Source organism: Pelagibius litoralis (assembly GCF_011683915.1).
GTDB lineage: Bacteria > Pseudomonadota > Alphaproteobacteria > Kiloniellales > Kiloniellaceae > Pelagibius > Pelagibius litoralis.
In genome coordinates this window covers 140,242-153,646 of sequence record NZ_JAAQPH010000007.1, presented here as the reverse complement: position 1 = coordinate 153,646, position 13,405 = coordinate 140,242, and the positions used below count along the sequence as shown (strand labels likewise).

General features: G+C 63.1%; 12 protein-coding genes. 6 read left to right on the top strand and 6 right to left on the bottom strand.

What is annotated here, in order from left to right; genetic code table 11:
* Positions 1-11 precede the first annotated feature (11 nt).
* The 4 genes from cobW to HBA54_RS11165 all read right to left on the bottom strand — a co-directional run bounded on the left by cobW (position 12) and on the right by HBA54_RS11165 (position 4,258).
* Positions 12-1,046, bottom strand: coding sequence for a cobalamin biosynthesis protein CobW (gene cobW / locus HBA54_RS11180; RefSeq protein ID WP_167224442.1), 1,035 nt, complete (start codon positions 1,044-1,046; stop codon positions 12-14).
* A gap of 156 nt (positions 1,047-1,202) precedes the next feature.
* Complete coding sequence (locus HBA54_RS11175; RefSeq protein WP_167224440.1) at positions 1,203-2,603, bottom strand: NAD(P)(+) transhydrogenase (Re/Si-specific) subunit beta; 1,401 nt, start codon at positions 2,601-2,603, stop codon at positions 1,203-1,205.
* A gap of 15 nt (positions 2,604-2,618) precedes the next feature.
* Positions 2,619-3,029, bottom strand: a complete 411-nt coding sequence (locus tag HBA54_RS11170) for an NAD(P) transhydrogenase subunit alpha part 2 (protein ID WP_167224438.1) — start codon at positions 3,027-3,029, stop codon at positions 2,619-2,621.
* Positions 3,030-3,034: 5 nt separating this feature from the next.
* On the bottom strand, positions 3,035-4,258 hold the full coding sequence (locus HBA54_RS11165) for a Re/Si-specific NAD(P)(+) transhydrogenase subunit alpha (protein WP_167224436.1): 1,224 nt from the start codon (positions 4,256-4,258) through the stop codon (positions 3,035-3,037).
* Between the two features lie 510 nt (positions 4,259-4,768).
* Between HBA54_RS11165 and HBA54_RS11160 the strand changes: the two genes are divergently transcribed.
* Together HBA54_RS11160 and HBA54_RS11155 are read left to right on the top strand one after the other, a co-directional pair.
* Positions 4,769-5,674 carry a sulfotransferase gene (locus tag HBA54_RS11160; RefSeq protein WP_167224434.1) on the top strand — a complete coding sequence of 302 codons (906 nt, stop codon included), beginning with the start codon at positions 4,769-4,771 and terminating at the stop codon, positions 5,672-5,674.
* Complete coding sequence (locus HBA54_RS11155) at positions 5,671-6,261, top strand: DNA polymerase III subunit epsilon (RefSeq protein ID WP_205944572.1); 591 nt, start codon at positions 5,671-5,673, stop codon at positions 6,259-6,261. The genes HBA54_RS11160 and HBA54_RS11155 overlap by 4 nt, the downstream gene beginning before the upstream one ends.
* Here the strand turns inward: HBA54_RS11155 and HBA54_RS29020 are convergent.
* Complete coding sequence (locus HBA54_RS29020) at positions 6,258-7,319, bottom strand: alpha/beta fold hydrolase (RefSeq protein WP_167224432.1); 1,062 nt, start codon at positions 7,317-7,319, stop codon at positions 6,258-6,260. The genes HBA54_RS11155 and HBA54_RS29020 overlap by 4 nt on opposite strands.
* A 192-nt stretch (positions 7,320-7,511) precedes the next feature.
* Positions 7,512-8,531 (bottom strand): alpha/beta fold hydrolase, encoded by a 1,020-nt coding sequence (locus tag HBA54_RS11145; RefSeq protein WP_167224430.1) that lies wholly within the window; start codon positions 8,529-8,531, stop codon positions 7,512-7,514.
* A 205-nt stretch (positions 8,532-8,736) separates the two neighbouring features.
* Between HBA54_RS11145 and HBA54_RS11140 the strand changes: the two genes are divergently transcribed.
* The 4 genes from HBA54_RS11140 (at position 8,737) to HBA54_RS11125 (ending at position 13,350) form a co-directional block, all read left to right on the top strand.
* Positions 8,737-9,597 (top strand): alpha/beta fold hydrolase, encoded by an 861-nt coding sequence (locus HBA54_RS11140; RefSeq protein ID WP_205944571.1) that lies wholly within the window; start codon positions 8,737-8,739, stop codon positions 9,595-9,597.
* Positions 9,598-9,624: 27 nt separating this feature from the next.
* Positions 9,625-10,563: a hypothetical protein gene (locus HBA54_RS11135; protein WP_205944570.1), complete on the top strand. Its 939-nt coding sequence runs from the start codon at positions 9,625-9,627 to the stop codon at positions 10,561-10,563.
* 73 nt (positions 10,564-10,636) lie between these two features.
* Positions 10,637-11,830 (top strand): serine hydrolase domain-containing protein, encoded by a 1,194-nt coding sequence (locus tag HBA54_RS11130; RefSeq protein ID WP_167224426.1) that lies wholly within the window; start codon positions 10,637-10,639, stop codon positions 11,828-11,830.
* A complete protein-coding gene (locus tag HBA54_RS11125; RefSeq protein WP_167224424.1) occupies positions 11,827-13,350 on the top strand; it encodes a pyridoxal-phosphate dependent enzyme in 1,524 nt (507 codons plus the stop codon). Before HBA54_RS11130 ends, HBA54_RS11125 begins: the two co-directional genes overlap by 4 nt.
* Positions 13,351-13,405 lie beyond the last annotated feature (55 nt).

Sequence of the window (13,405 nt, the reverse complement as noted above, 5' to 3'; positions counted from 1 at the left end):
CCGACCCGCCGCTAACTTGCGAGCGCGGCCCGGATCGCTGCTTCGTCCAGGCCTGTCTCGCCGATGATGACCAGGCGGGTCGAGCGCTCCTCGCCCGGCTGCCAGTCGCGGTCATAGTAGTGCTGAAGACGGTCGCCGACGCCCTGCACCACCAGACGCATCGCCTTGCCGGTCACCGCGGCGAAACCCTTCACCCTGAGAATACCGTGCTCGGCGATCACCGGCAGCAACCGCGCCAGCAGGGCTTCCGGCGCCTCCGCCTCGCCCAGGGCGATGGAGAAGCTGGTGAAATCGTCGTGGTCGTGCTCGCCGGCGGCGTCGTGATGCGAATGGCGGGAATCGAGATCGTCTTCCGCCGCCGCATCGAGCCCCAGCAGCACCGCGATATCGACGGCGCCGTGGCTGGTACGCAGGCTCTTTACCGCCGGGCGCAGATGACGCGCGACCGTGGCCTCGACCGCCTGGAGCTGGGCATCGTCCAGCATGTCCGCCTTGTTGATCACCACCATGTCGGCGCAGGCGAGCTGTTCTTCGAAGAGTTCTTCCAGCGGCGTTTCGTGATCCAGGTTCTCGTCCGCTTCGCGTTGGGCCGCAACGGCCTCGGGATCGCCGGCGAAGAGGCCGTCGGCAACGGCAGGGCCGTCGATCATGGTGATCACCCCGTCTACGGTCGTGCGGGTGCGCACCTCGGGCCAGGCAAAGGCCTTCACCAGCGGCTTGGGCAGCGCCAGGCCGGAGGTTTCGATGACGATATGGTCGGGCGGATCGGCCCGGTCAAGCAGGGCCTGAATGGTCGGCAGGAAGTCGTCGGCGACGGTGCAGCAGATACAACCGTTGGCCAGTTCCACCACATCCTCTTCGCCGCAGTCTTCGATGCCGCAGCCCTTCAGGATCTCGCCGTCGACGCCCAGGTCGCCGAACTCGTTGATCACCAGGGCGATGCGCCGCCCCTTGGCGTTCTGCAGCAGATGGCGAATGGCGCTGGTCTTGCCGGCCCCTAGGAAGCCGGTGATGACAGTCGCGGGGATCTTACTCGGTTTTTCCATAGCCTCTTTGCGTATCCTGCAGACGTTAGGGCCGCGAACGGCCGGCCAGAGGGTATTAGGGACGAGGATGGCCACGCCGGCTATTCCGGCTGCGACGCCTAACTGCGCAGAAGCGGGATCGCCCCGCCCCTCTGCCCCGCCCCTTTACAGTCCAACCTAGTCCTGCTCCAGGGCCTTGACGATGTGCTCGCACATCTTCTTGGCGTCATCGAACAGCATCATGGTGTTGTCACGGAAGAACAGCTCGTTCTGCACGCCAGCATAGCCGCTGGCCATGGAGCGCTTGATGAACAACACCGTGCCGGACTTGTCGACGTCCAGGATCGGCATGCCGTAGATCGGCGAGGCCGGATCGGTCTTGGCCGCCGGATTGGTGATGTCGTTGGCGCCGATCACGAAGGCCACGTCGGTGGCGGCGAAATCGCGGTTGATTTCGTCCATCTCGAAGACCTCGTCATAAGGCACGTTGGCCTCGGCCAGCAACACGTTCATATGGCCCGGCATGCGCCCGGCCACCGGGTGAATGGCGTAGCGCACATCGACGCCCTCTTTCTTCAGGATGTCGGCCATTTCCCGCAGGGCATGCTGGGCCTGGGCAACGGCCATGCCGTAACCCGGCACGATGATGACCTTGCTGGCGTTCTTCATCAGGAAGGCGGCGTCGGCAGCCGCGCCCGACTTCACCGTCTTGTCGCCCATGTCGGCGCCCGCTGCCGGGCCCGCCGTCTCGCCACCGAAACCGCCCAGTATGACGTTGAAGATCGAGCGGTTCATGCCCTTGCACATGATGTAGCTGAGGATGGCACCGGAAGAACCGACCAGGGCGCCGGTGATGATCAGCAGGTTGTTCTGCAGGGTGAAGCCGATACCGCAGGCCGCCCAGCCGGAATAGGAATTCAGCATGGAGACGACCACCGGCATGTCGGCACCGCCGATCGGCAGGATCAGCAGCAGACCCAGGGCCAGGGCAACCAGGACGATCAGCCAGAACACCAGGCCGGACTGGTCCAGACAGAGCAGTACGATCAGGACCACCAGCAGGATGCCGAGGGCGGCATTCAGCGGATGCTGCATCGGGAAAACCAGCGGCTTGCCGGTGACCAGGCCCTGAAGCTTGGCAAAGGCGACGACCGAGCCGGTGAAGGTGATCGCGCCGATGGCGACGCCGAGCGACATTTCGATCAGGCTGGCGACCTTGATATCGCCGGGCACGCCAAGCCCATAGGCTTCGGGCCGGAAAAATGCCGCCGCCGCAACGAAGACCGCCGCCAGACCGACCAGGGAGTGGAAGGCCGCCACCAGCTGCGGCAAGGCGGTCATCTTGATCTTGAGGGCGATCACGGTGCCGATGGCGCCGCCGATCAACATGCCGACAATGATCAGCGAATAGCTCACCACACCCGGCGTCGCCAGGGTCGTGAGGATGGCAATCGCCATGCCGGCCATGCCATAGAGGTTGCCGGCCCGGCTGGTCGTCGGATGCGACAAGCCGCGAAGCGCCAGGATGAAGCAGATCGAGGCGACGAGATACAGCAGCGCTGCGAGATCAGCGTTCATGATTGTCCAGCCCCCTTACTTCTTTTTCTTGAACATGGACAGCATGCGCTGGGTGACGATAAAGCCACCGAAGATATTCACCGAGGCCAGGATCACCGCCAGGAAGCCCATGACCTCGCTGAAACCGAAGCCCGCCGGACCGGCGGCGATCAGGGCGCCGACGATGATCACCGACGAGATCGCGTTGGTGACCGCCATCAAGGGCGAGTGCAGGGCCGGCGTGACCCGCCAGACCACGTGATAGCCGACGAAAACGGCCAGTACGAAGACCGTCAGTCCGACCACCAGGGTCGAATCTCCACTCTGGCCCGCGGCCTCGGCGCTCAGCCGGCTTGCCTCGACCGCCAAGGAAGCAACTTCCTTGGCCAGTTCGCTGGCCTCGTTGGCGATCTCGGTTGCGCGTTCCGCGAAGGTCTCGCTTGCCATGACCGTCAGCCTCCCTGCTCGTCGCCGTTGGATTTGGGCTCGCTTTCAGCCTGCTCGGCCGCCTCCGGTTCAGGCTCAGGCTCCGGTGGTGCTGCTTCCTTGGGGGCCAGCGCCGGATGCACCAGCTTGCCGTCGCGAACGATGCAGGTATCGGCAACGATCTGGTCTTCCCAGTCGATGGCCAGGGCCTTGGCTTCCTTGTCCACCAGCAGTTCGACGAAGTTGTAGAGATTACGGGCGTAGAGCGCCGAGGCATCGGCGGCCAGCCGTGCCGGCACGTTGGTATAACCGACGATCTTTACGCCATCCTTCTCAACCACCTGGCCGGGTTCCGACAATTCGCAGTTGCCGCCGGTCTCCACCGCCAGATCGACGATCACCGAGCCGGGCTTCATGGAGGCGACCATCTCCGCCGAAACCAGCTTGGGCGCCGGACGCCCGGGAATCAGCGCGGTGGTGATCACCATGTCCATCTTCTTGATGGTCGCGGCGATCAGTTCCGCCTGTTTCTTCTGGTATTCCAGGCTCATTTCCTTGGCGTAGCCGCCTGATGTCTCGGCCTGCTTGAACTCCTCGTCCTCGACCGCCACGAAGGTGCCGCCAAGGCTTTCCACCTGTTCCTTGGCCGCCGGGCGCACATCGGTTGCCGAGACAACGGCACCCAGGCGCTTGGCCGTGGCGATGGCCTGCAGGCCGGCGACACCGGCGCCCATCACCAGAACCTTGGCCGGCGGCACGGTACCGGCCGCCGTCATCATCATCGGAAAGGCCGAACCGTAGACCGAGGCGCCGTCCAGCACCGCCTTGTAGCCGGCCAGGTTGGACTGCGACGACAGCACGTCCATGGACTGGGCCCGTGTAATGCGGGGGATCAGGTCCATGGCAAAAGCCGTAATGCCTGCATCCTGCAGCGGTTTCAGTTCGTCGCCGGCGCGAAAGGGATCGACGATGGAAATCAGCAAAGCGCCCGATTTCAGGCCCTTCATCTCGTCGGGCAGCGGGCGGCGGACCTTGGCGATCACGTCGGCCTCGCCGAAAGCGACGGTGGCATCCGGCGTGATCGTCGCGCCGGCGGCACTATAAGCTTCATCGGTAATCGCTGCGCCCAGGCCCGCGCCGGTCTCAACCGAGACCTCAAAACCCAGGTTAATCAGCTTCTTCACGGTCTCCGGCGAGGCGGCAACCCGCGCCTCATCGGGGCGCTGCTCCCTGGGTATCGCGATCTTCATGTGATGGAATTCCCCTGTCTGCCCAGCGGTCTTTGAGGGACCGCGTACCAAATCACCCACCGTGGGGCACGTGCTGCCGGGTTCCACCCGCTGAACAACGCCCCCAATCTCCTGACGCCGCAGCCGCGCCCGTCGGTCACGACAGCGCGGCACAGATTTTTACGGCATGCGTCTTTAATGACTGGCGCGCGGCTCTGATTCAAGCCCTTTTGCCAGAAAGCCCACCCTACGGCACCGGCGGAACCTTCACCGAGCCGGAGCATCATCGAGCTTTTTGAATCGCAACGAACCTTCGGAATGGGTGCGTGACTTGCCCAGAGGGCCAAAAAACATACCGGCAGCGCAAAGCCAGCCCGAGACCATGTTTCACACGAAACTCTGTGCAAATCATCGCCTACCAGCCCTCAGCGCCTTTCAACCTCGCGCCAAACCGCGGTTGACCGGTGGACATCCGCCGTCTCGGTCGATATGCAGGAGCGCAGGCGCAATCCGGCCGCAGGGGAAAAAGACATGAAACTGTTGTCAGGTGCCGGGGAGCTTCGCTCCCTCCTCAACGAAGTCGGCGTGTTCGTCGTGACCGGGGTGACCAAATCCGGGACCACCTGGCTGCAACGGCTGCTGAACAGTCACCCGGAGGTCGCCTGTGGTGGTGAGAGCAAGCTGAACGTTCTGCTGACCCACCTGACGCCCGCAATCCGCGAGTACAACACCGTCCTGACCAAGACCAATCAGAAGATTTACAAGGAACAGGCGGTCTACGATCCGCTCGGGCGGGAGCAGTTGCTGGCGGCCATGCAGTACTTCTTTCTCGACCGGCTTTCGGCGGTTCAGACCGGCGCCGCAGCGGCGGGCAAAGCGGATGCTCTGCGCTGGATCGGCGACAAAGACCCGGACTACAAACGCGACCTCGTCTCCTGGCGGGCCATCCTGCCGGAGGCCAGAATCATCTCCACCATCCGGGACGGGCGCGACTGCTATGTCTCGCTCTGGTTCCACCTCTATCCGGAGCGCGAACCCCTGGCGGCGGAAAACCGCGCCGACTTCCTGGGACGCATCAAAGGCCACGCCGCGACCTGGCGCGACACCGCGGCCAAGTTCCAAAAGGACGCCGCCGATTATCCGGGCCGCCACTTCTCGCTCCAGTATGAGAGGATGCTGGAAGACACGGCGCGGGAGATGACCGCGCTGTTCGACTGGCTCGGCTGCGATACCTCGGAGGCGACCATCGCAGAGGTGGTCCGCCGCAACAGCTTCCAGGCACTCTCCGGCGGGCGCAACCCCGGCGAGACGGACGCCAAATCGTTCCTGCGCAAAGGCATCGCCGGCGACTGGAAGAACCACTTCGACGAGGAATGTGACACCCTCTACCGCGACGTGGCCGGCGAAGCCCTGGCCGCGGCAGGCTACGAGGCGTGATCGATCCCGTCTACGTCGTCACCGATATCGAAGTAAACGGCCCGACGCCGGGGGAGCATTCCATGCTGGCCTTCGCCTCGGTCGCCGTCGATGCCGGGGGAGAGGAGATCGAAAGCTTCGAAGCGGTTTTGGAGACCCTGCCCGGCGCCGGCGAAGATCCGATCACGATCCGTTGGTTCCAGGGCTTTCCGGAGGCCTGGGCCGCCGCGACGCAGAACCCGGAACAACCTGACGCGGTGATGCAGCGTTACGCCGCCTGGGTGCGCGGCCTGCCCGGTGCGCCGATCTTCGTGGCCCATCCGCTTGCCTTCGATGGCGCCTGGATCGATTTCTATCTCAGACGCTGTACCGGCATCCGCATGTTGAAGGGCCCCTGGGATGGCGAACGCCTGTTCTACACCGCCGGGCTCTGCCTGCAGTCCTTCGTCGCGGCCAAATTGGACCGGCCACTCTGGGAGTGCGATCACGACCGCTATGAGCCGGAATGGCTGGGCCATGTGCCCCACAGCCACCTCTCAATCGACGATGCCCGCGGCTACGCCAACCTGCTGAAAACGTTCATCCGTATGAAGGCGTCCGCAGACTAGCGCCGCACCGCACCGTGGAGATGGAGGATCGCCTCTGCCCGCGACTTGACCCCCAGCTTGCGGAACAGGTTGGAGGCATGATTGCGCACGGTGCGCTCCGACAGTCCAAGTTCGCTGGCGATCTCCGGATTGGACTTGGCTTCACCGATCAAACCGACGACCTCACGCTCGCGCCGCGAAAGGCGAGCCAAGGCAGTCTCGCTGCCACCGGCAGCCGGGGTCCGGTCCATGAAATCGAGCACCGCCTCCTTAAAACGTATCCAGGCCGGTTCCTGCTGCAAGATGATATGATTGCGCGACTGCAATTCAACGAACTCCGCGTCGGGGAGGCCGCTGGCCAGAAGGCGCCCCTCTTCGAAGGGGATCACCTCGTCCATGTTGGAGTGCATCACCAGGGCCGGAACAGCAACGCAGCCAAGCAAGGCACGCACGTCCACATCCTCACGCGCTTTTAAGAGCCGCGCCACCATTGCGGCGGACATGGTGCGAAGACAGAGATCGTTGTACCAACCGATCTGTTCTTCATTACCGTTCGGGATGTAGCGCTTGGTGATCAGTTCGCGAAACACGGGATTCTCGAGTCCCCAACCCAAGGCCACGAGATCGGAAATGGACTGATAGAGCTGCGCACCGCGCAGATCGCCTCTGGCCGCCCAGCCCTGGGCGTCGCCAGCATAGATGATGATACGCGAAACGCGCTCAGGATACTTGTTCGCAAAGGCAATCGCCGTTGCCGCGCCTTTCGACACGCCCAGAAGGGTCATGGGGCCATCGATGCCGGCGGCGTCGATCACCGCCTCAAGGTCCTCGACCCAGCGGTCGAAGGAAAGATCATCCACCTCGCGGTCGGAAAGGCCGCAACCCCTTTCATCGTAACGCACAAAGTGAAAGTGATCGCCGAAGAAGCGCAACCAGTGCGACCACACCGGGCTTTGCGGATCCATTTCCAGATGGGTCGGACAGTTGGCGGTCTTGACCATCGGCGGTCCCTCGCCGCAACTGGCCCAACCCAGCGCTGTCCCGTCTCTTGAGCGTGCGAAGCGGATTCGCTGTGCCACTGCTGAACTCCTTCGAAGAGAGCCGGAGACGCACTCCCCCTCTCTCAAGCAAGCGGCAACTTTGCGATGCAACCTATCTCACAGATCGGCTGGCAGGAAAAGAGCCAATGGGATCAGGCGAAGCCCCTTGGGATTAACCCGAGAGGGGTAAATCCGCAGCACGGCATGAGGGGCTGAGTCAATACAGGGCTCTCAGCGACGCCGCGCGGCGTACAGGTAGAGGATCGCCTCGGCGCGGGATTTAACACCCAACTTCTTGAATAGGTTGGAGGCATGATTGCGCACAGTGCGCTCAGACAGTCCGAGCACACCGGCGATCTCCGGGTTGGACTTGGCCTCGCAGATCAGCGCCAGGATCTGGCGCTCGCGCGGCGAAAGACCCTTCATATCCGACAAGGTACCATCTCGGCTTGCCAACGCCTCTCCCATGAAATCCAGCACGGCTTCCTTCAAGCGGGTCCAGGCCGGTTCGTGCTTCAGGACGATATGGTTTCGGGATTCCAAGCCCACAAACTCGGCATCCGCCAGTTTGCTTGCCAGGCTTCGTCCTTGCGCAAAAGGCACCACTTCATCACCGACAGGGTGAAGCAGAACAACCGGGGCGGCGACCCGGTCAAGCAGGGAAGTGATGTCGACATCGGCGCGGGCGGCCAACAGCCGGGCAGCCATATCCGCCGTGACCGTCTTTCGGCAGAGGTTGTTGAACCAGGCAATCTGTTCTTCGCTGCCGTTCGGAATGAAACGCTTGGTGAAGAGTTCGCGAAAAACCGGGTTTTCCAGCGCCCAGCCTTGCGATGTGACTTCGACAATAGCTTCGTAGAACTTAGCTCCCTCCGGATCGCCACGGGCACGCCAGCCTTGCGCATAGCCGCCATAGATGATGACCCTCGATACCTTCTCTGGGTATTTGGCAGCAAATGCCAAAGCTGTGGCCGCCCCCTGCGACATACCGAGCAAAGCAACCGGTTCGTCAATCCCGGCGGCATCGATCACGGTCTCCAGGTCCTCGACCCAGCGATCGAAAGACAGATCTGCAACAGTGCGATCGGTCAGGCCACAACCGCGCTCGTCGTAGCGGACAAAACGGAAGTGTTCGGCGAAAAAACGCACCCAGTGGGACCAGACCGGACTCTCCAGATCATACTCCAGATGGGTCAGCCAATTGGATGTTTTGACCAAGGGAGGGCCGTCCCCGGCGCTGGCCCAGGCCAAAGCCGTTCCATCCGGCGAACGCGTGTATCTGATGCGCTGATTCACAGTTCTCTGCTCAAAACGCGGCGACGTCGGGCAAGTCGGGACAACTGTCTCATAACAAATCGTCTGGAAACAGCCGGAATCGGGACAGTTGCCCGATTTTCACCGGGCCGCCGCCGGGCGATACCTGGGCCGCCGACATGCCGACGAAAGCGCCTGCTGAGTGACCACCCAAAGTAACACCATCTCGTTCCCGCGAACCGGCAACGATCTGCTGCAGCCCGTCCTTGCGCTGCATTGTTCCGGCGCTGACGGCCGCCAGTGGCGCCCCTTGGCGGAAAACCTGGAGCCACCCCTTCATCTGCTTACCCCGGCCTTCTACGGTGCCGCCGGCAACGCGGGCTGGAGCGGCGATCACGCCTTCAGTCTGGCCGACGAGGCGGGCCCGATCCTCGAGCTGATCGACGCGACAGCAGTGCCGTTCCATATGATCGGGCACTCTTACGGCGGCGGGGTTGCCCTGCACATCGCCTTGCAGCGGCCTCATGCGGTGAGCAGCCTCACACTCTACGAACCCTCGGCCTTTCATCTGCTGAGGATGGCCGAACCGGAGGAAGCCGGGAGCTTTGCCGAGATCAGCGCGGTCGCCGAAGCAACCGTCCGGGGCCTGGCCAACGGCGACTATCGCAGCGCCGCCGGCCACTTCGTCGACTACTGGGGCGGCGACGGCGCCTGGGCGGCGCTTCGGCCCTCTCTGCAGACGGCCCTGACCCAATGGCTGCCCAAGGCGCCGCTCGATTTCCGGGCCCTTATCGAGGAGCCGACCTGCCTTGAAGCCTATCGGCGACTGGATTTCCCGGTACTCATCCTTCGCGGTGCCTTCGCACCGGCGCCGACCGCCGCGGTTGCCCGGCTGCTCGCCGGCGCGCTGCCAAACTGCGAAGTCAAAACCATCGCCGGCGCCGGGCACATGGGCCCGATCAGTCACGCAGAGACGGTCAACCGCCACATCCTGAATTTCCTGAACGCCAATCAGAAATCCGGGGCAGTTTTCCGGCGCGCGCTTTGCCGCCCGACGCAATGAACCACCAACTCCCGAATGGAGACGACCATGCAAAACCAAACTGCAGATACCGATACGGCACGCTTTGCCCGCTGTATCGAAGCCTCGAAGCGCGTGCGCTGGGACATTGACGAGGACGTTATTCGCGGACGAAAGCTTGATATGACACAGACTTTTCTGCCCCAGGGCCTCTCGCTCGTCGATGATCTGGCTTTCCTGTTGGCCGGCGAGAGGCGTTTCCTCAGTCAGGTTCAGGGCCGTACCTATGCTTACATCTTCGGCCTGGTCGAGCGTTTCATCAATGCCAAGGTTTTGGAGATCAGCCGGGACCATGCGCTGGGCGATCAGACGGCATTGGAGGCTCTGATCCGTTTCAGCGATGAAGAGCTGAAGCACCAGGAACTGTTCCGCCGGATCGAGACTCTGGCCGGTGAACAGATGCCGGCGGGCTACAAGCAGGCCGGCGACCCCGACGCCGTGGCGCAAGCCGTTCTCGGGATGAGTACCTGGGCCGTCCTCATGCTGACGCTTCATATCGAGCTTTTCACCCAGTTGCACTACCGCGAAAGCCTGGAGCCGGACGAAACCCTCTCACCGCTGTTCAAGGACGTTTTCCTGTTCCATTGGAAAGAAGAAAGCCAACACGCGATCATGGACGAACTGGAGCTGCGCCGCATTGACGCCGCGATGACAGCCGAGCAGCGCGACAAAGCGGTGGACGAATTCATCGACCTTGTCGGCGCGGTAGACGGCCTGCTGCAGGCCCAAGCGACCGAAGACACCCGCTATTTCCTGAAAGTCTGCGGCCGCCGCTTCAGTGAGTCCGAACAGCAGGCTGTCGGCAACGGCTTTCTGAAGGCCTACCGCTGGCAGTACATCCTTTCCGGCGCGCAGCATCGCCCCTTCCAACGCATTCTCGGAGATCTCATCAACGAAACCCAGGCACAGCGCATCAACGATGCACTCGCTCCCTTGGTCGCCGCCTGACCACCGTGAAACATGGCAGGCTCCGCTCCTTGGGGCCTGCCGGACGCCGTAGCCGCACAACAGGGATACGTTCATGAGTCTATCGTCAACACACGACACAGCCCGCAGCCTTCAGGCACTGGTCGACCGTACGGTCGGCAATGACCAGAGTATTCCCGGTGTCATCCTACGCGTCGAAACACCCGATTTCACCTGGGAAGGCGCCGCCGGCTACTGCGACCCCCGTCGAGGGTTCGTTTTGCGGGTTGACGATGCCTTTCACGCCGCGAGCATCACCAAGATGTTCACCGCGACGCTCTGCCTGCAATTGGCGGAAGAAGGTCTTGTCGACCTCGATACCGGCATCGGCCACTACCTGGAAGAGACACTGACCGACGGCCTCCACATCCACGACGGACGAGACCACGGTGCAAGCCTCACCCTGCGCCAGTTGCTCAGCCACACCAGCGGGATCGCCGACTTCTTCGGCGATGGCCCGCCGGATCCCGACGGCAAGCCGCCCTTCGTCGCCGAGATGGCAGCAGATCCGCATCGCCTGTGGGACCCCCGGAAGGTCATCGCCTGGTTCAAGCCCAGGATGGCACCGCGCTTCGCGCCCGGGACCGGCTGGCACTACTCCGATACTGGCTTCCTGCTCGCCGGCCTGGTGATTGAGGCGGTTACCGGCGAACCCCTGCACCATGCCTATCGACGGAGAATCTTCGAGCCCTTGGGTATGGCCCACAGCTATCTGCTCTACCGCGAAGAGCCGAGACCGGTGACGCCGGAACGCGGCCCGGCGAACCCCTTCGTCGGCGACACGGACTACGGCAGCCTGCGCAGCACCTCGGCCGATTGGGGCAGCGGCGGCTTGGTGGTGACCGCCGGAGACCTCGCGCGCTTTCTGCGTGCCTTTGCGGACAGCGGCATCTTCCAGCAGACTCAGAGCCGGGTGCAGATGCAGTCCTGGCATCCAACCGGCGAAGCCGGCGTCGACTACGGGCTCGGCCTGCGCCGCTTTGATCTCACGGCGCTGGGCCTGCCCGGATTCGGCGAGCTCTGGGGGCACACCGGTTTTCTGAAGTCCTTCGCGCTGTACTGGCCGCAAGGCGATGCGGTGATCTGCGGGACGATGAACCAGTCACAGACAACCGGTGTGTTTTCCGACCGGCGCCCGGTATCGCCCCTGGTACCGGCCACCCTGACCCTGCTGTCGCCCGCCCCCACAGTCGCCCACCGCAGTGAGCGCGCGGCCGGGGTCGTTCCTTTTCAGGTTAGAGCGCAATGAACCGCAAATTCGCCAACATTCTGGAAACGGTCGGCAACACACCGGTCGTCAAGATCGAGAAACTGGCCCCCGACGGCATCGACCTCTACGCCAAGCTGGAGGCCTTCAACCCCATGGGCTCGGTGAAGGACCGCCTCGCCCTCGGCGTCATCGAGGATGCAGAGCGCCGCGGCCTGCTGGCGCCCGGACAGACGGTAATCGAAGCAACCAGCGGCAACACCGGTATCGGCCTGGCCATGGTCTGCGCCCGCAAGGGCTATCCCCTGGTCGTCACCATGGCGGAGAATTTCAGCCTGGAACGGCGCAAGCTGCTGCGGTTCTTCGGCGCCAAGGTGGTGCTTACACCCGCAGCCGACAAGGGCAGCGGCATGCTGGCCAAGGCAATCGAGCTGGCAGAGCGGCACGGTTGGTTTCTCTGCCGCCAATTCGACAACGAGGCCAATGCCGAGATGCATTCGCGCACCACCGCCCAGGAGATTCTGAAAGACTTTTCGGCCGCGCGCCTGGATTACTGGGTAACCGGTTTCGGGACCGGCGGGACGCTGAAGGGGGTCGCGCGGGTCCTGGCGAGCGAACGGCCGGAAACGCAGATCGTCGTATGCGAACCGGACAACGTCCCGATTCTGGGCAGCGGCATCGCCCAGGAACGACACCCCGACGGCACGCCCCGCGCAAGCCATCCGAGATTCCGGCCACACCTGATGCAGGGTTGGAGTCCGGATTTCATCTCCAGCCTGACCGAACAGGCGGTTGCAACCAAACTGATCGACCGGGTGATCCCGGTGAACGGCAACGAAGCCCTGCGCCAGTCACGGGCGCTGGCGCGCGAAGAAGGCATCCTTACCGGTATCAGCGGCGGCGCCACCTTTGCCGGTGCACTGGAACTGAGCCGAACCGCACCCAGCGGCAGCACCATCCTCTGCATGCTGCCGGACACCGGCGAACGTTACCTCAGCACAGCTCTTTTTGAGGACATCAATGTGGATATGAACGAAGAGGAAATGGCGATATCGACGTCGACACCCTCAGCCCGCTTTGACACAACGCCTACAAAGCCGGCCAGCAGCACGACAACGGCAAGCATCGCGAAGGAGTCCCCCAAGATTGATGCGGAGGCAGCCACCTATCTTGCAAGGGCGATTGGTGACCCAACCAACCCGGTCGTCATGTTCGCGCTCGAATGGTGCGAGTTCTGCTGGTCGGTGCGGCGATTCTTCGCCCAACTTCGCGTGCCCTGCCGTTCGGTCGATCTGGATTCAGTGGATCTTCAACCAGGCGATCTGGGCGGCCGTATCCGCACCGGTCTTACCGCCCGCACCGGTTGCCGCACCATTCCCCAGATCTTTGTTGGCGAGACCTTTGTCGGTGGATGCAGCGAGCTCTTCGAAGCTCATAAGAACGGCAGCTTGCATTCCCTGCTGACCGCCAACGGCGTCAGCTTCGATGATCGGCCCGGAATCGATCCCGACACTTTCGTTCCAACCTGGGTGCAATCCCGGAAATCAGTCGAGCGAACCTAAAAACCAAATACCCCGCCGTCACGACAACGACGGCGGCGGCCGGCACCCAGATCAA